At 67.4% G+C, this 19,755-nt stretch carries 15 protein-coding genes; 12 read left to right on the top strand and 3 right to left on the bottom strand.

Annotated features, from left to right (window positions below):
- Positions 1-37: 37 nt before the first annotated feature.
- Together LPB260_RS18335 and LPB260_RS18330 are read right to left on the bottom strand one after the other, a co-directional pair.
- Positions 38-637, bottom strand: coding sequence for a pyridoxal 5'-phosphate synthase (locus LPB260_RS18335; RefSeq protein WP_208707230.1), 600 nt, complete (start codon positions 635-637; stop codon positions 38-40).
- An 847-nt stretch (positions 638-1,484) separates the two neighbouring features.
- Positions 1,485-2,528, bottom strand: a complete 1,044-nt coding sequence (locus LPB260_RS18330; protein WP_208707229.1) for a low specificity L-threonine aldolase — start codon at positions 2,526-2,528, stop codon at positions 1,485-1,487.
- Positions 2,529-2,699: 171 nt separating this feature from the next.
- On the opposite strand from LPB260_RS18330, the gene LPB260_RS18325 reads away from it, so the two are divergent.
- The 8 genes from LPB260_RS18325 to fdhA all read left to right on the top strand — a co-directional run bounded on the left by LPB260_RS18325 (position 2,700) and on the right by fdhA (position 12,691).
- The gene (locus tag LPB260_RS18325) at positions 2,700-3,434 is read left to right on the top strand and encodes a TraX family protein (RefSeq protein WP_208707228.1); all 735 of its coding nucleotides are present in this window, start codon (positions 2,700-2,702) and stop codon (positions 3,432-3,434) included.
- Positions 3,435-3,645: 211 nt separating this feature from the next.
- Positions 3,646-4,899, top strand: a complete 1,254-nt coding sequence (gene glyA / locus LPB260_RS18320; RefSeq protein ID WP_208707227.1) for a serine hydroxymethyltransferase — start codon at positions 3,646-3,648, stop codon at positions 4,897-4,899.
- A 142-nt stretch (positions 4,900-5,041) separates the two neighbouring features.
- Positions 5,042-6,292 (top strand): sarcosine oxidase subunit beta family protein, encoded by a 1,251-nt coding sequence (locus LPB260_RS18315; protein WP_208707226.1) that lies wholly within the window; start codon positions 5,042-5,044, stop codon positions 6,290-6,292.
- 55 nt (positions 6,293-6,347) lie between these two features.
- Positions 6,348-6,674, top strand: a complete 327-nt coding sequence (locus tag LPB260_RS18310) for a sarcosine oxidase subunit delta (protein WP_208707225.1) — start codon at positions 6,348-6,350, stop codon at positions 6,672-6,674.
- A complete protein-coding gene (locus tag LPB260_RS18305; RefSeq protein ID WP_208707224.1) occupies positions 6,671-9,688 on the top strand; it encodes a sarcosine oxidase subunit alpha in 3,018 nt (1,005 codons plus the stop codon). Before LPB260_RS18310 ends, LPB260_RS18305 begins: the two co-directional genes overlap by 4 nt.
- Before the next feature lie 76 nt (positions 9,689-9,764).
- Positions 9,765-10,394, top strand: coding sequence for a sarcosine oxidase subunit gamma (locus tag LPB260_RS18300; protein WP_208707223.1), 630 nt, complete (start codon positions 9,765-9,767; stop codon positions 10,392-10,394).
- Between the two features lie 68 nt (positions 10,395-10,462).
- On the top strand, positions 10,463-11,326 hold the full coding sequence (purU, locus tag LPB260_RS18295; protein ID WP_208707222.1) for a formyltetrahydrofolate deformylase: 864 nt from the start codon (positions 10,463-10,465) through the stop codon (positions 11,324-11,326).
- Between the two features lie 165 nt (positions 11,327-11,491).
- On the top strand, positions 11,492-12,691 hold the full coding sequence (fdhA, locus tag LPB260_RS18290) for a formaldehyde dehydrogenase, glutathione-independent (protein WP_208707221.1): 1,200 nt from the start codon (positions 11,492-11,494) through the stop codon (positions 12,689-12,691).
- An 88-nt stretch (positions 12,692-12,779) separates the two neighbouring features.
- On the opposite strand, the gene LPB260_RS18285 is transcribed toward fdhA, so the two are convergent.
- The gene (locus LPB260_RS18285; protein WP_208707220.1) at positions 12,780-13,697 is read right to left on the bottom strand and encodes an acyltransferase; all 918 of its coding nucleotides are present in this window, start codon (positions 13,695-13,697) and stop codon (positions 12,780-12,782) included.
- A 171-nt stretch (positions 13,698-13,868) separates the two neighbouring features.
- On the opposite strand from LPB260_RS18285, the gene LPB260_RS18280 reads away from it, so the two are divergent.
- The 4 genes from LPB260_RS18280 to creC all read left to right on the top strand — a co-directional run bounded on the left by LPB260_RS18280 (position 13,869) and on the right by creC (position 19,754).
- Positions 13,869-15,146 carry an HD-GYP domain-containing protein gene (locus LPB260_RS18280; RefSeq protein WP_208707219.1) on the top strand — a complete coding sequence of 426 codons (1,278 nt, stop codon included), beginning with the start codon at positions 13,869-13,871 and terminating at the stop codon, positions 15,144-15,146.
- Between the two features lie 258 nt (positions 15,147-15,404).
- Positions 15,405-17,435, top strand: coding sequence for a methyl-accepting chemotaxis protein (locus LPB260_RS18275; RefSeq protein WP_208707218.1), 2,031 nt, complete (start codon positions 15,405-15,407; stop codon positions 17,433-17,435).
- 164 nt (positions 17,436-17,599) lie between these two features.
- On the top strand, positions 17,600-18,328 hold the full coding sequence (creB, locus tag LPB260_RS18270; RefSeq protein ID WP_208707217.1) for a two-component system response regulator CreB: 729 nt from the start codon (positions 17,600-17,602) through the stop codon (positions 18,326-18,328).
- A gap of 1 nt (position 18,329) precedes the next feature.
- Complete coding sequence (creC, locus tag LPB260_RS18265) at positions 18,330-19,754, top strand: two-component system sensor histidine kinase CreC (protein WP_208707216.1); 1,425 nt, start codon at positions 18,330-18,332, stop codon at positions 19,752-19,754.
- The last annotated feature ends 1 nt before the right edge of the window (position 19,755 follow it).

Below are 19,755 nucleotides of genomic sequence, written 5' to 3'. Positions count from 1 at the left end.
CAGATTTCTGCAGTATAGGCAGCGGCGCGGCGGCGGCTCAGGGATGCAGCGCGGTGCGGCTCCAGTGGCCGTCGGCGTCCTTCTGGTAGCGCAGCCGTTCGCGCAGGCGCTGCCAGCCGCTGGGCCAGAATTCGATGCGCTCGGGCAGCACGCGAAAGGCACACCAGTCGGCCTGCCGGGGGATCGCCTCGAACCCCGTCGCCTGTTCCAGTTGGCGCGCCTGCTGGTGCAGCTTGCCCGGTTCTCCGGCCGTGCGGCCCTGCTCCGAGGCCCAGGCGCCCAGCTGCATCATCCGCGAGCATTTGCGCCAGTACTGGTCGGCGGTTTCGTCGCCTTGCAGCATCGCCTCGCCTTCGACCAGCACCTGTTCCTGCAGCACCGGCCAGTAGAAACACAGGGCGGCCCGGGGATTGTCCCGCAGCTGCCGGCCCTTGCCGCTCTCGCGGTTGGCGAAGAACAGCAGGCCGGCCGGTTCCACGGCCACCACGTAGACCGTACGCACCGAGGGCCTGGCCTCCCGGTCGGCGGTGGCCAGGGCGGCGCTGTGGGGCTCTTCCACGCCGCGGGCGGCGGCCTCGTCGATCAGTCGCTGCAGGCGCTCCAGGGCCTGTGGATAGAGCTGTGTAGGGGGATTCATGGGGCCTGTCCTGAGGATCGCCGAGCGCACCCCGAGAGTATAGGTGCCGCCGCCGAAGGCCGTTGCCAGGCGCCGTGAGTATCAGCTAAGTCATTGATTCTGCGCAAAATATGAGCTGCTCCGGGCAGCCCGCGGCGTGCCTGGCCTGCGGCCATCGCTATACAGCGTCTGGACAGCTTGTGCACAGAACCATCCACCGGTGCTGTGGGTAAAGGTGCGCGGCGCGTGCCGTGTCTGCCCCCTCGCAAGGCCCGCTGCTTGTGGCGCGGGAGCTTGGGCAATCCTTGAGCAGGCCGGCGCAGGCCACGTGAACAGGGGCCTGCGAGGCGTTATGCACAGGCTATGCACGGCGTCGCGCACAGTTTCTGTGTCTAAGTGCTGGTTTGCTTTGGCGGTATTGCCGAAAAACTGAGCGATCGGCGCGAGCCCCCGTCGGCACTGGGGTGCAGCCTTGGCTGTACAGCTTGTCCACAGTTTGATCCACCGCCACTGTGGAAAACGGGCCGGCGAGGGCGGCGGGCCCGTGGGAGGTGATCGGCGGGAGCGGGCGAGGCGAGCGTTCGCAGGCGGCTGGCTAGAAACTGTACAGCGAGGCGAAGCCGGCGCAGAGTGGGCCTTGCAGCCATCTATCCACAGCTTGCCAAGGATTTGCTGCACAGCACCTGTGGGTAAGTGGATTTCTAAGTTATTGAAATCGCTCATAAAGTGATCGTTTGGCGGCGCCCCGCGGGCGGCGTGCCGCGTAGCCGTCGCTGTACAGCTTATCCACAGCTTGATCCACCGGGTTCGTGGGTAACTGGGCCGCCCGGGGCCGCTGCCGACACGGCCCCGTGGCGGCCCGTGGGACTCAGGCGCCGTTCATGGCGCTGCGGATATCCGCCGCCAGCAGGCGGACCCGCTGTTCGTCGGTGTCCCAGGAGCACATGAAGCGGGCGCCGCCGGCGCCGATGAAGGTGTAGAAGCGCCAGCCCTTGGCGCGCAGGGTTTCCAGCGCCGACTCGGCGATCTGCAGGAACACCCCGTTGGCCTCCACCGGGAACATCAGGCTGACCCCCGGCACGTCGCTGACCAGTTCGGCGAGCAGGCGGGCGCAGCGGTTGGCGTGATTGGCGTAGTGCAGCCAGGCATCGTTCTGCAGCAGGCCGACCCAGGGCGCGGACAGGTAGCGCATCTTCGAGGCCAGTTGGCCGGCCTGCTTGCAGCGGTAGTCGAAGTCCTCGGCCAGTTCCTTGTTGAAGAACAGGATGGCTTCGCCCACGGCCATGCCGTTCTTGGTGCCGCCGAAGCACAGCACGTCGACCCCGGCCTTCCAGGTCAGCTCGGCCGGCGAGCAGTCGAGGAAGGCGCAGGCGTTGGAGAAGCGCGCGCCGTCCATGTGCAGCTTCAGGCCCAGTTCGCGGCAGGTTTCGCTGATCGCGCGGATCTCCTCGGGGCGGTAGGCCGTGCCGACCTCGGTGGCCTGGGTGAGGCTGACCACCCGCGGCTTGGGGTAGTGGATGTCCTGGCGCTTGAGGGCGATCTCGCGGATGGCGGCGGGGGTCAGCTTGCCGTTCTCGGTCTTGGCCAGCAGCAGCTTGGAACCGTTGGAGAAGAACTCCGGGGCGCCGCATTCGTCGGTCTCGACGTGGGCGGTCTCCGAGCAGATCACGCTGTGGTAGCTCTGGCACAGGGCCGCCAGGGCCAGGGAGTTGGCCGCGGTGCCGTTGAAGGCGAAGAACACTTCGCAGTCGGTTTCGAACAGCCGGCGGAAATGGTCGGCGGCGCGGGCGGTCCACTGGTCGTCGCCATAGGCGCGGTCGTGGCCATGGTTGGCCTCGGCCATGGCGGCCCAGGCCTCGGGGCAGATGCCGGAGTAGTTGTCGCTGGCGAACTGTTGGGATGAATCGGGCATTGCAAGTTCCTTCTTATCGAGGCACCGGGGTGAGGGCCGGCGTATGCCGCTACTCTACTCCCGCGCGGCGGCGGGCGGCAGCAGGGGACAGCCTGGCCCGCGAATGCTCTTCGGTGTCGCCGGCGGCCATGGGCTAAGGTCGTTGCAGTCCCCTCTGTCCCCCGCCTGCCCATGCCGCCGCCGTCCAGCGTTCTGTCCGCCGCCCCCCGCGATGCCGCCCTCGACCTGATCAAGTGGTTGGCGCTGCTGAGCATGCTGCTCGATCACCTGCGCTACGTCTGGCCGCAGCTGTATTGGCTGTATGTGCCGGGGCGCCTGGCCTTCCCGCTGTTCTGCCTGGCGATCGCCGCCAACCTGCGCCGGCAAGCCCCGGGCCGGCCGCTGCCGCTGCGCTACCTGGGCCTGCTGCTGGGCTTTGCGCTGTTGTCCGAGGGGCCCTATCGGCTGCTGGTGCCGGCGCCGCAGGTGCTGAATATCCTGCCGACCCTGGCCCTGGGTCTGATTCTCGCCCACGCCCTGGAGCAGCCCCGGGGCGGCGCGCGCGGCTTGGCGGCGGGCGCGCTGCTGCTGGCTGTGCTGGGCCACCCCTGGCTGATGTTCGGCGCCGCTGGCGCGCTGCTGCCGGCGGCGTTCGTCCTGGCCTTGCGCGAGCCGCGCCGAGCCTGGCCGTGGCCGGTGGCGCTGTGCCTGCTGGCGAACTACTCGCAGCCGCTGTACGGCCAGGCGCTGCATGGCGAGGCCTTCGCCCTGGCGGTCGTTTTCAGTTGCGGCCTGGCCCCGTTGGTCGGAATTCGCCTGTTGCGGGCCCCCGGTCGGTGGTCGGTGGCGCCGGTGAGGCGTTGGGCCTATGGTTTCTATCCGGCCCACTTCCTGATCCTGGCGTTGCTGCGCGAGCACCTGGCCTAGAGCCTGCGACGCGCTGTCGCAGGCAGGCTGCCGGAGCGCCTCTGGGACGCTGCATGCGTAAGACCGACAGGAGTATGTCGCAAACGCAATCCCCTGTGGCGTGCATAGGCATCTGAGGGTTTGGGGCGAGTCATACCATCCGCTGCACAGGGGCAACCCCCTCCCGATTCCACACCGATGCGCTACAACGTGGCGCCGCAGGAGATCAGCGATGTTCAGCAAACAAGACCAAATCCAGGGCTACGATGACGAACTGCTCGCGGCGATGAACGCCGAAGAGGCCCGTCAGGAGCATCACATCGAGCTGATCGCCTCGGAGAACTACACCAGCAAGCGCATCATGGAAGCCCAGGGCAGCGGCCTGACCAACAAGTACGCCGAAGGCTACCCGGGCAAGCGTTACTACGGTGGTTGCGAGCACGTCGACGTGGTCGAGCAGCTGGCCATCGACCGCGCCAAGCAGCTGTTCGGCGCCGACTTCGCCAACGTCCAGCCGCACTCCGGCTCCTCGGCCAACGCTGCCGTCTACCTGGCCCTGCTCAACGCGGGCGACACCATCCTGGGCATGAGCCTGGCCCACGGCGGTCACCTGACCCACGGTTCCAAGGTCAGCTCCTCCGGCAAGCTGTACAACGCCGTGCAGTACGGCCTGGACACCTCCACCGGGCTGATCGATTACGACGAAGTCGAGCGCCTGGCCGTCGAGCACAAGCCGAAGATGATCGTCGCCGGCTTCAGCGCCTACTCCAAGACCCTGGACTTCCCGCGTTTCCGCGCCATTGCCGACAAGGTCGGTGCGCTGCTGTTCGTCGACATGGCCCACGTCGCCGGCCTGGTCGCCGCCGGCCTGTACCCGAACCCGCTGCCCTTCGCCGACGTGGTCACCACCACCACCCACAAGACCCTGCGCGGTCCGCGTGGCGGCCTGATCCTGGCCAAGGCCAACCCCGAGATCGAGAAGAAGCTCAACGCCGCGGTCTTCCCGGGTGCCCAGGGCGGCCCGCTGATGCACGTGATCGCCGCCAAGGCGGTGTGCTTCAAGGAGGCGCTGGAGCCTGAGTTCAAGGAGTACCAGGCCCAGGTGATCAAGAACGCCCAGGCCATGGCCAAGGTGTTCATCGAGCGCGGCTTCGACGTGGTCTCCGGCGGTACCGACAACCACCTGTTCCTGCTCAGCCTGATCAAGCAGGGCCTGACCGGTAAGGACGCCGATGCCGCCCTGGGCCGCGTGGGCATCACCGTGAACAAGAACTCCGTGCCGAACGACCCGCAGTCGCCGTTCGTCACCTCGGGCCTGCGCATCGGCACCCCGGCCGTGACCACCCGCGGCTTCAAGGAGCCCCAGTGCATCGCCCTGGCCGGCTGGATCTGCGACGTGCTCGACCACCTCGGCGACGCCGACGTCGAGGCCCAGGTGGCCAAGCTGGCCGCTGGCCTGTGTGCGGACTACCCGGTCTATCGTTGAGTTTTCCCTTTCCCTCCGGGAGCAGTGCCCGCAGGGCGGATGAGGGAAGCGGCGGATTTTAGGTACGCCAGAGTCCCCCAGGTTTCCCTCACCCCCAAGGCCTCTGGCGAGGCTTGGGGGAACAGATTTCAGGAGCATACCCATGCAACGTTATTCCGGCTTCGGCCTGCTCAAGCATTCCTTCAGCCACCACGAGAACTGGCAGCGCATGTGGCGCAACCCGACGCCCAAGCCGGTCTACGACGTGATCATCGTCGGCGGTGGCGGCCACGGTCTGGCCACCGCCTACTACCTGGCCAAAGAGTTCGGCGTGAAGAACGTCGCGGTCATCGAGAAGGGCTGGCTGGGGGGCGGTAACACCGCGCGCAACACCACCATCGTGCGTTCCAACTACCTGTGGGACGAGTCGGCGCAGCTCTACGAGCACGCCATGAAGCTGTGGGAAGGCCTGTCCCAGGACCTCAACTACAACGTCATGTTCTCCCAGCGCGGCGTGTTCAACCTCGGCCACACCCTGCAGGACATGCGCGACATCGAGCGCCGGGTCAGCGCCAACCGCCTCAACGGCATCGACGGCGAGGTGCTCAACGCCAAGCAGGTCGAGGAAATGATCCCGTTCATGGATTGCAGCAAGAACACCCGTTACCCGGTGATGGGCGCTTCCCTGCAGCGTCGCGGCGGTGTCGCCCGTCACGATGCGGTGGCCTGGGGCTATGCCCGCGCCGCCGACGCCCTGGGCGTCGACCTGATCCAGCAGACCGAAGTGATCGGCTTCCGCAAGGAAAACGGCGCGTGCATCGGCGTCGAGACCACCCGTGGTTTCATCGGCGGCAAGAGGGTGGGCGTCGTGACGGCGGGCAACTCCGGGCACATGGCCAAGCTGGCCGGCTTCCGCCTGCCGCTGGAGTCGCACCCGCTGCAGGCCCTGGTCTCCGAGCCGATCAAGCCGATCATCGACAGCGTGATCATGTCCAACGCCGTACACGGCTACATCAGCCAGTCGGACAAGGGCGACCTGGTCATCGGCGCCGGCATCGACGGCTACAACGGCTACGGTCAGCGCGGTTCCTACCCGACCATCGAACACACCCTGCAGGCCATCGTCGAGCTATTCCCGGTGCTCTCGCGGGTGCGCATGAACCGCCAGTGGGGCGGCATCGTCGACACCACTCCGGACGCCTGCCCGATCATCGCCAAGACCCCGGTGAAGAACCTGTTCTTCAACTGCGGTTGGGGTACTGGTGGCTTCAAGGCCACGCCGGGTTCCGGCCACGTATTTGCCGCCAGCCTGGCCAAGGGCGAGATGCACCCGCTGGCCAAGGCCTTCTCGATCGAGCGTTTCCATAACGGCGCGCTGATCGACGAACACGGCGCGGCCGGGGTGGCGCACTGATATTGGCCCCCTCTCCCGACGGGAGAGGGAGGAATGTTTTCTGGAGGTACCGACCATGCTGCATATCTTCTGCCCTCACTGTGGCGAGCTGCGCTCCGAAGAGGAGTTCCATGCCAAAGGCCAGGCGCACATCGCCCGCCCGCTGGACCCGAATGCCTGCACCGACGAGGAGTGGGGCGAGTACCTGTTCTTCCGCGACAACCCGCGTGGCATCCACCACGAGCTGTGGGTGCACGCCGCCGGCTGCCGCAAGTTCTTCAACGTGACTCGCCACACGGTGAGCTACGAAATCCTCGAAACCTACAAGATCGGCGAGCGCCCCAGTGTCACTGAGGCCAGCGTTGCCGCGAAGAAGACTGCCGGCCAAGGAGTAACCGCATGAGCCAGGTCAATCGTCTTTCCCAGGGCGGGCGCATCGATCGCAGCCAGCCCCTGACCTTCAAGTTCAACGGCGAGACCTACCAGGGCTATGCCGGCGACACCCTGGCCGCCGCGCTGCTGGCCAACGGCGTCGACATCGTCGGCCGCAGCTTCAAGTACTCGCGTCCGCGCGGCATCGTCGCCGCCGGCGCCGAAGAGCCGAACGCGGTGCTGCAGATCGGTTCCACCGAAGCGGCGCAGATCCCCAACGTGCGCGCTACCCAGCAGGCGCTGTACAGCGGCCTGGTGGCGACCAGCACCAACGGCTGGCCGAACGTCAACAACGACCTCATGGGTATCCTCGGCAAGGTCGGCGGCAAGATGATGCCGCCCGGGTTCTACTACAAGACCTTCATGTACCCGCAGAACCTCTGGCTGACCTACGAGAAGTACATCCGCAAGGCCGCCGGCCTCGGCCGTGCGCCGCGGGAAAACGACCCGGACAGCTACGACTACATGAACCAGCACTGTGACGTGCTGGTGGTCGGTTCCGGCCCCGCCGGCCTGGCCGCCGCCCTGGCCGCCGGCCGCAGCGGCGCGCGGGTGATCCTCGCCGACGAACAGGAAGAGTTCGGTGGCAGCCTGCTGTCGACCCGCGAGACCCTCGATGGCAAGCCTGCCGCCGAGTGGGTCGCCGCGGCCCTCGCCGAGCTGGAAAAACTGCCGGAAGTGACCCTGCTGCCGCGCGCCACGGTCAACGGCTACCACGACCACAACTTCCTCACCATCCACCAGCGCCTGACCGACCACCTCGGTGAAGTCGCGCCGATGGGCCAGGTGCGTCAGCGCATGCACCGCGTGCGCGCCAAGCGCGTGGTCCTGGCCACCGGCGCCCACGAGCGCCCGCAGGTGTATGCCAACAACGACGTGCCGGGCAACATGCTGGCCGACGCGGTCTCCACCTATGTGCGCCGCTACGGCGTCGCCCCGGGCCGCAAGCTGGTGCTGTCGACCAACAACGACTACGCCTACCGCGTGGTGCTGGACTGGCTCGACGCCGGCCAGCAGGTGGTTGCCGTCGCCGATGCGCGCAGCAACCCGCGCGGCACCTGGGTCGAGGAAGCGCGCAAGCGCGGTGTCCGTGTCCTCACCGGCAGCGCCGTGGTCGAAGCCCGCGGCAGCAAGCGGGTGACCGGTGCGCGCATCTGCGCCATCGACCTGAACAAGCACAAGGTCACCAGCCCGGGCGAGATGCTCGACTGCGACCTGATCGTCAGCTCCGGCGGCTACAGCCCGGTGGTGCACCTGGCTTCGCACCTCGGTGGCCGTCCGGTGTGGCGTGAAGACATCCTCGCCTTCGTTCCGGGTGAAGGCTTCCAGAAGCGCCTGTGCGCCGGCGCGGTCAACGGTGTGTTCGCCCTCGGCGACGCCCTGGCCGACGGTTTCGAGGCTGGCGCCTCGGCCGCCGCCGAAGCCGGCTTCAAGGCCGTCACCGGCAGCCTGCCGAAGGTCGAGAAGCGTACCGAGGAGCCGGCCGTCGCGCTGTTCCAGGTACCCCACGACAAATCCACCGCACGGGCGCCGAAGCAGTTCGTCGACCTGCAGAACGACGTCACCGCGGCCGGCATCGAGCTGGCCACCCGCGAGGGCTTCGAGTCGGTCGAGCACGTCAAGCGCTACACCGCGCTGGGCTTCGGCACCGACCAGGGCAAGCTGGGCAACATCAACGGTCTGGCCATCGCCGCCCGTTCGCTGGGCATCAGCATCCCCGAGATGGGCACCACCATGTTCCGCCCGAACTACACCCCGGTGACCTTCGGTGCCGTGGCCGGGCGCAACTGTGGCGAGCTGTTCGACGCCAAGCGCTACACCGCGCTGCATGCCTGGCACCTGAAGAACGGCGCCGAGTTCGAGGACGTCGGCCAGTGGAAGCGTCCGTGGTACTTCCCGAAGAATGGTGAAGACCTGCACGCCGCCGTGGCCCGTGAGTGCAAGGCCGTGCGCGACAGCGTCGGCCTGCTCGATGCCTCGACCCTGGGCAAGATCGATATCCAGGGCCCGGACGCGCGCGAGTTCCTCAACCGCATCTACAGCAACGCCTGGACCAAGCTGGACGTGGGCAAGGCCCGCTACGGCCTGATGTGCAAGGAAGACGGCATGGTCACCGACGACGGCGTTACCGCCTGTCTGGCCGACAACCACTTCCTGATGACCACCACCACCGGTGGCGCGGCGCGCATCATGGAATGGCTGGAGATCTACCACCAGACCGAGTGGCCGGAGCTGAAGGTGTACTTCACCTCGGTCACCGACCACTGGGCCACCCTGACCCTGTCCGGCCCCAACAGCCGCAAGCTGCTGGCCGAGGTCACCGACATCGACCTGGACAAGGACGCCTTCCCCTTCATGACCTGGAAGGAAGGCAAGGTCGGCGGCGTGCCGGCCCGGGTGTTCCGCATCTCCTTCACCGGCGAGCTGAGCTACGAGGTCAACGTCCAGGCCGACTACGCCATGGGCGTGCTCGAGCAGATCGTCGAGGCGGGCAAGAAATACAACCTGACCCCCTACGGCACCGAGACCATGCACGTGCTGCGCGCCGAGAAGGGTTTCATCATCGTCGGTCAGGACACCGACGGCTCGGTGACCCCGGACGACCTGGGCATGGGCTGGTGCGTCGGTCGCACCAAGCCGTTCTCCTGGATCGGCTGGCGCGGCATGAACCGCGAGGACTGCCTGCGTGAAGACCGCAAGCAGCTGGTCGGCCTCAAGCCGGTCGACCCGAACAAGGTGCTGCCGGAGGGTGCGCAACTGGTGTTCGATGCGAAGCAGCCGATCCCGATGACCATGGTCGGTCACGTGACCTCCAGCTACATGAGCGCGGCGATGGGTTATTCCTTCGCCATGGCCCTGGTCAAGGGCGGCCTCAAGCGCATGGGCGAGAAGGTCTACGCGCCGCTGGTCGATGGCAGCGTGATCGAGGCGGAGATCTGCAGCCCGGTGTTCTACGACCCGAAAGGCGAGCGGCAGAACATCTGAGCCTTCGGCACCCAACCCGAGGGGCCGGCGAGCCGGTCCCTCCTGGTCAATCAGACATTAGCGACAGGTTAACAACATGACCGCGATCAACGTCTACAAGCAGCGCCCCGATGCCGGCAAGGCCGAATCCCCGCTGTTCCACGCCGGTCTCGACGAGCTGGCACGCAAGGGCAAGAGCAGCGCCGGGGTGACCCTGCGCGAGAAGAAACTGCTCGGCCACCTGATCCTGCGCGGCGAAGCCAGCGACAGCAATTTCGCCGGCGCCGTGCACAAGGCCATCGGCCTGGAGCTGCCGGTGGCCCTTACCCTGGTGGCCAGCGGCGAGACCTCGCTGCAGTGGCTGGCGCCGGACGAGTGGCTGCTGATCGTGCCGAGCGGCGAGGAGTTCGCCACCGAGCAGAAGCTGCGCGCGGCCCTGGAGGGTCAGCACTTCTCCATCGTCAACGTCAGCGGTGGCCAGACCATCGTCGAGCTGAGCGGTCCCAAGGTCCGCGAGCTGCTGATGAAGTCCAGCTCCTACGACGTGCACCCGAGCAACTTCCCGGTCGGCAAGGCCGTCGGCACCGTGTTCGCCAAGTCCCAGCTGGTGATCCGCCATACCGCCGAGGACACCTGGGAGCTGCTGGTGCGCCGCAGCTTCGCCGACTACATCTGGCTGTGGTTGCAGGATGCCAGCGCCGAGTACGGCCTGGCGATCAAGGCCTGAGCCGCGCCTAGCCTCCCAGCGGGGCGGCCGCGGCCGCCCCTGCCGGTCAATTGAAGGGAAGGATCAACATGAGCCGTGCCCCCGATACCTGGATTCTCACCGCCCACTGCCCGAGCGTGCTCGGCACCGTGGATGCGGTGACGCGCCTGCTCTACGAGCAGCAGTGCTATGTCACCGAGCACCATTCGTTCGACGACCGGCTGTCCGCACGCTTCTTCATCCGGGTCGAGTTCCGCGCCCCGGCCGGCTTCGACGAGAGCAACTTTCGCGCGAGCCTCGACGAGCGCCTGGCGCCCTTCGGCATGCAGACCGAGCTGACCCCGCCGGGCTATCGGGCCAAGGTGGTGCTGATGGTCTCCAAGGCCGACCACTGCCTCAACGACCTGCTCTATCGTCAGCGCATCGGCCACCTGGCCATGGACGTGGTCGCCGTGGTGTCCAACCACCCGGACCTCGAGCCCCTGGCGCGCTGGCACGACATTCCCTATCACTATTTCCCCCTCGACCCGAATGACAAGCCGGCGCAGGAGCGCAAGGTCTGGCAGGTGATCGAGGACAGCGGCGCCGAACTGGTGGTGCTCGCCCGCTACATGCAGGTGCTGTCGCCGGAGCTGTGCCGCAAGCTGGACGGCTGGGCGATCAATATCCACCACTCGCTGCTGCCCGGCTTCAAGGGCGCCAAGCCTTACCACCAGGCCTATCAGAAGGGCGTGAAAATGGTCGGGGCCACCGCCCACTACATCAACAACGACCTCGACGAGGGGCCGATCATCGCCCAGGGCGTCGAGTCGGTGGACCACGCCCACTACCCGGAAGACCTGATCGCCAAGGGCCGCGACATCGAGTGCCTGACCCTGGCCAAGGCCATCGGCTACCACATCGAGCGGCGGGTGTTCGTCAACGCCAACCGCACCGTGGTGCTGAACGCCTGAGGAATCCCGGCGCCGGGTCGGCCCGGCGCCAGGGCAACAGAGTGGAGAGAGTAGTACCGCTCGGCCTGTCGGCGGTCTCTCCAGCAGCTGAACAACGCTCCAAATGCAAGGCCGCGTGGCCGCTGGCTACGCCTTTGTGTCCACAACAACAATGGAGAACAACGCATGTCTGGTAATCGTGGTGTCGTCTATCTCGGCGCGGGCAAGGTCGAGGTACAGAAAATTGACTATCCGAAGATGCAGGATCCGCGCGGCAAGAAAATCGATCACGCGGTGATCCTGCGTGTGGTTTCCACCAACATCTGTGGCTCCGACCAGCACATGGTGCGCGGCCGTACCACGGCGCAAACCGGCCTGGTACTGGGCCACGAGATCACCGGCGAGGTGATCGAGAAGGGTCGTGACGTCGAGAACCTGCAGATCGGCGACCTGGTTTCGGTGCCGTTCAACGTCGCCTGCGGCCGCTGCCGCAGCTGCAAGGAACAGCACACCGGCGTCTGCCTGTCGGTCAACCCGGCCCGCCCGGGCGGCGCCTACGGCTACGTCGACATGGGCGACTGGACCGGTGGCCAGGCCGAGTACGCCATGGTCCCGTACGCCGACTTCAACCTGCTCAAGCTGCCGAATCGCGACAAGGCGATGGAGAAGATCCGCGACCTGACCTGCCTGTCCGACATCCTGCCGACCGGCTATCACGGTGCCGTGACTGCCGGCGTTGGCCCGGGCAGCACCGTCTACATCGCCGGTGCCGGCCCGGTCGGCCTGGCCGCCGCCGCCTCGGCACGCCTGCTCGGCGCCGCCGTGGTCATCGTCGGTGACGTCAACCCGGTGCGTCTGGTGCATGCCAAGGCCCAGGGCTTCGAGATCGCCGACCTGTCCCAGGACACCCCGCTGCACGAGCAGATCGCCGCCCTGCTGGGTGAGCCGGAAGTCGATTGCGCCATCGACGCCGTGGGCTTCGAGGCTCGTGGCCATGGTCACGAAGGCGTGCAGCACGAGGCTCCGGCCACCGTGCTCAACTCGCTGATGGGCGTGGTCCGCGTGGCCGGCAAGATCGGTATTCCGGGCCTGTACGTCACCGACGATCCGGGTGCGGTGGATGCCGCGGCGAAGAAGGGTGCCCTGAGCATCCGTTTCGGCCTGGGCTGGGCCAAGTCGCACAGCTTCCACACCGGCCAGACCCCGGTGATGAAGTACAACCGCCAGCTGATGCAGGCGATCATGTGGGACCGCATCAACATCGCCGAAGTGGTTGGCGTACAGGTGATCAGCCTGGACGACGCGCCGAACGGCTACCACGAGTTCGATGCCGGCGTGCCGAAGAAATTCGTCATCGATCCGCACAAGCTGTTCAGCGCCGCCTGAGTCCAGGTGCGCTAGGTAAGAAGGGCGGCCTTGGGCCGCCCTTTTTTATGCCTGGCGAAAATACCCGACAGCGTCGAGCCCGGCGCCCCTAGGCTTCGACGGCGTCTATCGCCTCGTCCTGGGTCTCGCCGCGCAGGCGTGCGATGCGCTGGTCCTTCTCGCGCCACAGCTGGCTCACCCAGTCCTGCACCTGGCGGCGAAACGCCGCGTCGTTCTCGTAGTCGCCCTGCCACAGCGCCGGGTCGAGGGTGCGCGTGTGGATGTCGACGATGACCCTGGGCACCTGGCCGCTGATCAGCTGCCAGAAGCCCGGAATGCGCGGCCCGGGATACACCAGGGTGATGTCCAGCACCGCGTCCAGCTGCTCGCCCAGGGCCGCCAGGACGAAGGCCACGCCGCCGGCCTTGGGCTTGAGCAGGTAGCGGTAGGGCGAACCCTGCTGGGCATGCTTGGCCGGGGTGAAGCGGGTGCCTTCCAGGTAGTTGACCACGGTCACCGGCAGCTCGCGGAACTTCTCGCAGGCGCGCCGGGTGATAGCCAGGTCCTGGCCCTTGAGCTCCGGGTGCTTGGCCAGGAAGGCCTTGGAATAGCGCCTCATGAAGGGATAGTCGAGCGCCCAGAAGGCCAGGCCGAGCAGCGGCACCCAGATCAGTTGCTGCTTGAGGAAGAACTTGAAGTAGGGCGTCTTGCGGTTGAACGCCTGCACCAGGGCCGGAATGTCGACCCAGGACTGGTGGTTGCTGATCACCAGGTAGGAGGTGTCCTGGCGCAGCTCGGCGCCGCCGCGGATATCCCAGACGGTGGGTAGCAGGCTGGCGAAGATCAGCTTGTTGATTTCGGCCCAGGTCTCGGCGACCCACATCACCCCGCGCGAGCTGGCGGCCTTCAACCGGCGGCCGGGCAGGGCGAACTTGCCCAGGGCGATCAGCAGCAGCGGGCCGATCAGGATCAGGGTGTTGAGCACGAGCAGCAGGGTGACGCTCAGGCCGGTCAGCAGGCGGCGCATGGCTACTCCTTGTCGGGTGCGGGCCAGGGACCGGGCCATGATAAGCAGGCGCGGCGCGGGCGCCAAATTGACGAGAGCCCGAGGCCGATTAAAGTTGCCTCATTGCCGTCTGCCATCGCGCCGTATGGCATATGCTTGTCGGGCATTCCCAATCTCACAGTGGCTGTCGCCGTGCTCAAACGTATTTCCGTCACCGAGCTGCTGCAAGGCATGTACATCCATGAACTGTGCGGTTCATGGATGGAGCACCCGTTCTGGAAAACCAGGTTCCTGCTCAATAGCGGCAAGGACCTGCAGCGTATCCTCGAAAGCGGTATCCGCGAGGTGTGGATCGACACCAGCAAGGGCCTCGACCTGCCGAGCGGTCTGACCGTCGAACAGGTCGAGGAGGAGACCGAGGCGGTCCTGCTCGCCGCCGCCCCTGTGGCGCCGGTCGAAGCGGTTGTGCCGGTGACGCCCGTGGCGCGGGAAGTGCGCAGGCACAGCCTGGAGGAGGAAGTCGAGCGGGCCGCCCGGCTCTGCGACAGCTCCAAGCGGGCGGTAATGGAGATGTTCGGCGATGCGCGCATGGGCCAGGCGATCGAGGTCGGCCAGGCGCGCGAGCTGGTCGAGCAGATATCCGCCTCGATCATGCGCCAGCCCAATGCGTTGATCAGCCTGGCGCGCCTCAAGCACGCCGATGAGTACACCTACATGCACTCGGTGGCGGTCTGCGCGCTGATGATCGCCCTGGCCCGCCAGCTCGGCCTGGCCGAGGAGCAGGTGCGCGAGGCGGGGATGGCCGGCCTGCTCCACGACATCGGCAAGATGCGCATGCCGCTGGAGGTGTTGAACAAGCCGGGCAAACTCAGCGACAGCGAGTTCGCCACCATGCGCGGCCACCCCGAGGCCGGCGCGCGCCTGTTGATCGACTGCAAGCAGGTCAGCGCCCTGGTGCTGGACGTGTGCCTGCACCATCACGAGAAGGTCGACGGCACCGGCTACCCGCATCGCCTGGTCGGCGAGCAGATCAGCCTGTTCGCGCGGATGGGCGCCGTCTGCGACGTGTACGACGCGATCACCTCGAATCGCCCCTACAAGGCCGGCTGGGAGCCCGCCCAGTCGATCCACAAGATGGCCGAATGGAGCAAGGGTCACTTCGACGAGCGGGTGTTTCAGGCCTTCGTCAAGACGGTCGGCATCTACCCAACCGGTTCGCTGGTGCGCCTGCAGAGCGGTCGCCTCGGCGTGGTGCTGGAGCAGCATGGCCAGTCGCTGCTCACGCCGCGGGTCAAGGTGTTCTTCTCGACCAAGAGCAGGCAGCCGATTGCCCAGGAAATCGTCGACCTGAGCAAGCTCAATGGTCATGAGCGCATCGTCGGTCGCGAGTCGCCGTCGGAATGGGGCTTGAGCAACCTGGACGAGCTGTGGACCGGCCTGCCCAGCCGTGAATCTGTCGCACTGAGCTGAGCGGACTCGCTGATCGGCCAAGAGTCGTCGACTTTCTGGCGGCCATGATCTCGAACGACTACTGTTGCTGACAGCCACGCCCTGCCCGTGCCGACACCGCAGGCCTTTCAACCGGCGGCTGCAGGCTACCCGCGCGGACTCGCCGGGCTACGCCAGTGATCCGAGCAGAAGGTCCGGCGTGCTTCTTGCTTTAACCTCGCCCATTACCTTGTTCACAGTCACTTACGGACTGTGCAGTCGATTCATTGAGAGGTCGCCATGACTGGAGTACTCAAACCGGGTGTTCGCCTGTTGGAGCGTTTCAGCTTCGCGCGCAAGTTTCAGCTGTTGTTCGTCCTGTTCATCCTGCCGCTGGGTTATGCCCTGTGGGTGATCAGCAGTGACCACCTGGCGCGCCTGAGCCTGCTCGACCGCGAGTTAGAGGGCATGCAGGGGGTGCAGGCGCTCGGCGACGTGCAGCAGGCGCTGCTCGAACAGCGCACCCTGCTGGCGCGCTGGAAGGGCACCGACAAGCCGGCCGAGGCGCTGCTGCAGCAGCGCGCCGGCGCCCTGGACGAGGCCCTGCAGCTGGCGACCCAGCAGCTGGAGCAGGCAGCCATCAGCCCCCAGGCCGCCGAGCAGCTGGCGCAGCTGCAGCGGCTGCGCGGCGAGCTGGGTGTGGCGGCGCTGGGTAAGCTGGCGCTACCGGATGCGCTGGAGCGTTACCAAAGCACCCTGACCCAGCTGCTGGCCCTGCGCGAGCAGGTGGCCACCGACAGTGGCCTGATCCTCGACCCCAATCTCGATACCTACCTGATGATGGAGCAGCTGACCTTCACCCTGCCGCGCCTGCAGGATCACCTCGGTGCCTTCGCCAGCCAGGGTTTCGGCTCGGTGATCTCGCAGCATTTCACCCTGCAGAGCCGGGTGCTGCTGCGTGACCTGCGCCGCTCCCTGGATGAGTCGCTCGCCCAACTGGTCAAGGCGCGCACCGCCCTGAGCCAGAAGGCGCCTGGGGCCATGAACAACCTGCAGGGGCCTTTCGGCGACGCCGAACAGGGCCTGCAACGCTTCCTCGCCGAGATCGACCGGGACATGTTCGACAGCAACCCCATCGCCGTGACGCCGGCGCAGTTCATCCAGCGCATCGACAGCGTCCAGGGCCAGCTGCACGGGCTGCAGCAGGCGCTGTACCGGCAGTTCGCCGTGGGCCTGGGCGACTACCGGCAGCAGGCGCAGTACGCGATGGCCAGGGTGATCGGCCTGTTCGGCGTGTTGACCCTGCTGGCGCTCTATGTGCTGCTGTGCCTGAACGCCTCCATCCGCCGCAGCACCGCAAGCATCATCCAGGCTGCCCAGGGCCTGCGCGACGGCGACCTGCGGGTGCAGATGCAGGTGCACGGCGCCGACGACCTGGCCAGCATCGCGGTGGCCCTGAACACCGCGGTGGCGCAAATGCGCGGTTCGCTGCAGGGGGTCAACCAGGAGAGCCAGCAGCTCGGTGGCACCGTGCAGTTGCTCACCGGCCAGGCGCAGAATGCCCTGAGCGCGGTGGAGCAGCAGCAGGGGCAGATGAGTCAGATCGCCACCGCCGCCACGCAGATGGCCGCCACCGCCCAGAGTGTCGCGCAAAGCTGCGAGGAGGCGGCGGTCGAGGCCGGCCACACCCGCGAGATCGCCAACCAGAGCAACCAGCGCAGCGCCCGTACCAGCGCCAGCATGCGTCAGCTGAGCGGGCGCCTGGGCGATAGCGCGGCGGCCCTGCAGCAGTTGCGCGAGCAGACCGAGCAGATCACCCGGGTGGTGGACGTGATCAAGGGCATCGCCGAGCAGACCAACCTGTTGGCGCTCAACGCGGCCATCGAGGCGGCGCGGGCGGGCGATCAGGGCCGCGGTTTCGCCGTGGTGGCCGACGAGGTGCGCTCGCTGTCGCAGCGCACGCAGAACTCCACCGCGGAAATCGCCCAGACCGTCGCCGACCTGCACCGGGTGGTCGGCCAGTCGGTGGGCCTGATGGAGGAAGCCGTGCGCCAGGCCGAGGGCGATGTCGGCAGCGTGCTGGCCATGGGCGAGGACCTCGACAGCATCGTCCACTCGGTGCAGCGGGTCAGCGACCGCCTGGCGCAGATCGCCACCGCCGCCGAGCAGCAGGCGGCCACCGCCGACGAGGTCAGCGGCAATATCCAGCAGGTCGACCAGGCCGCCAGCGCCCTGCTCGATGGCGCCCAGGCGGTGAGCAGTGCCGCCGAGCAGCTGCGCCGCGGCAGCCAGGGGCTGGCGCAGAATACCGGTCGTTTCAAGCTGGATTAGCCGGCTCGCCGCTATCGGTCGGGTGCGCCCTGCGCACCGCCTGAACCGGGTTTGGGCAGCCTGGGCCCTGGTGCGCACGGCGCACCCTACCGGCATGTTCCGAGGTTGACGCGTGCGCCCGGCTGCCGCAGGCTCCTCGCCGAGTTGCCCGAGAGCAGGACGCCATGCTGCATATTCTGATCGTCGAAGACGAAGCCGCGATCGCCGACACCCTGGTCTACGCCCTGCAGGCGGAGGGCTTCGCCACCAGCTGGCTGAGCCTGGCCGGCGAGGCGCTCGAGCGGCTGGCCTGTGAGCCCTTCGACCTGGTGATTCTCGATGTCGGCCTGCCGGACATCAGCGGTTTCGAGGCGTGCAAGCGCCTGCGGCGCTTCTCCGAGGTGCCGGTGATCTTCCTCACCGCGCGCGACGCCGAGATCGACCGGGTGGTGGGGCTGGAGATCGGCGCCGACGACTACGTGGTCAAACCCTTCAGCCCGCGTGAGGTGGCGGCACGGGTCAAGGCCATCCTCAAGCGGGTTGGGCCGCATTCGGTCGGGCCGCGAACGGTCGGGCCGCGCTCGGTCGCCCCGCAAGCGCTCGAGCCGGTGGCGGCCGCCGAGAGCGCCTTTCGCGTCGATCCGCTGCGCTTCCAGATCCATTTCCATGGCCAGGCGCTGGGCCTGACCCGTCACGAATTCCGCCTGTTGCAGACCCTGCTGGCGCAGCCCGAGCGGGTGTTCAGTCGCGAGCAGCTGCTCGACGCCCTGGGCGTGGCCAGCGAGGCCGGCTACGAGCGCAGCATCGACAGCCATATCAAGAGCCTGCGCGCCAAGCTGCGCCAGGTCGCCCCCGACCGCGAACCGATCCAGACCCACCGCGGCCTGGGCTACAGCTGCAGCCCGGAGCGCTGAGATGCCGCTGGGCGCGCGGATCTTCCTGGTCTACTTCCTGTTCGTCGGCCTGGCCGGCTGGTTCGTGCTCAGTACCGTGATGGACGAGATCCGCCCCGGGGTGCGCCAGTCCACCGAGGAGACCCTGGTGGATACCGCCAACCTGCTGGCGGAGATCCTGCGCGACGAGGTCAAGGCCGGCAGCCTGGCGCAGAGCCGCCTGCCGGCGCTGCTCGAGGCCTACGGCCGGCGCCGGCCGCAGGCGCAGATCTGGGGCGTGGAGAAGAGCCAGGTCAACCACCGCATCTATGTCACCGACGCCGCCGGCATCGTCCTGCTCGACTCCAGCGGCGTCGCCGTGGGCCAGGACTATTCGCGCTGGAACGACGTGTTCCTCACCTTGCGCGGCCAGTACGGCGCCCGCTCCAGCCGCGAGGACCCGGGCGACCCGGACTCCTCGGTGATGTACGTGGCGGCGCCGATCAGGGATGGCGAGCGGATCATCGGGGTGGTCTCGGTGGCCAAGCCGAACCGCAGCCTGCAGCCCTATATCGACCGTTCCCAGCAGCGTCTGGGCTGGCTCGGCGCCGGGCTGATCGGCCTCGGCCTGCTGGTCGGCGCGTTGCTGTCCTGGTGGCTGAGCGGCTCGCTGCGCCAGCTGACCCGCTACGCCCAGGCGGTCAGCGCCGGCCAGCGCGCCGAGCTGCCGGACCTGCACGGCGGCGAACTGGCGCAACTGGCCCAGGCCCTCGAACGCATGCGCACCGAGCTGGAGGGCAAGGCCTACGTCGAGCGCTACGTGCACACCCTGACCCACGAGCTGAAGAGCCCGCTGGCGGCGATTCGCGGCGCCGCCGAGCTGCTCGACGGCGAGATGCCGGCCGAACAGCGGCGCCGCTTCGTCGGCAATATCGACCAGGAAGCCGGGCGCATGCAGCAGCTGATCGAGCGCCTGCTGCACCTGGCCCAGGTGGAGCAGCGCCAGGGTCTGGAGGAGCGGGTCAGGGTGCCGCTGGGCGAGCTGTTCGCGGCGTTGCTGCAGGCCCAGCAGGCCCGTATCCAGCGCGCCGGCCTGCGCATCGAACAGCGGATTGCGGCCGACCTGGCGGTGCGCGGCGAGCGCTTCCTGCTGCGCCAGGCCCTGGCCAACCTGCTGGACAACGCCCTGGACTTCACCCCCGAGGGCGGCTCGATCCGCTGCAGCGCCGAAGTCCGTGACGGGCAGGTCGAACTGCGTCTGTTCAATCAGGCCGAGGCCATTCCCGCTTACGCCCTGGGGCGCCTGAGCGAGCGCTTCTACTCCCTGCCGCGCCCCGGCGGCGGGCGCAAGAGCAGCGGCCTGGGGCTGAACTTCGTGCAGGAGGTGGCGACGCTGCACGGCGGTGCACTGCAGATCGGCAATGTCGCCGGCGGGGTCGAGGTCAGCCTGCGCCTGCCGCTCGCCTGAA

This window comes from Pseudomonas sp. LPB0260 (genome assembly GCF_013388395.1).
This window is presented reverse-complemented; position numbering and strand designations above follow the sequence as displayed.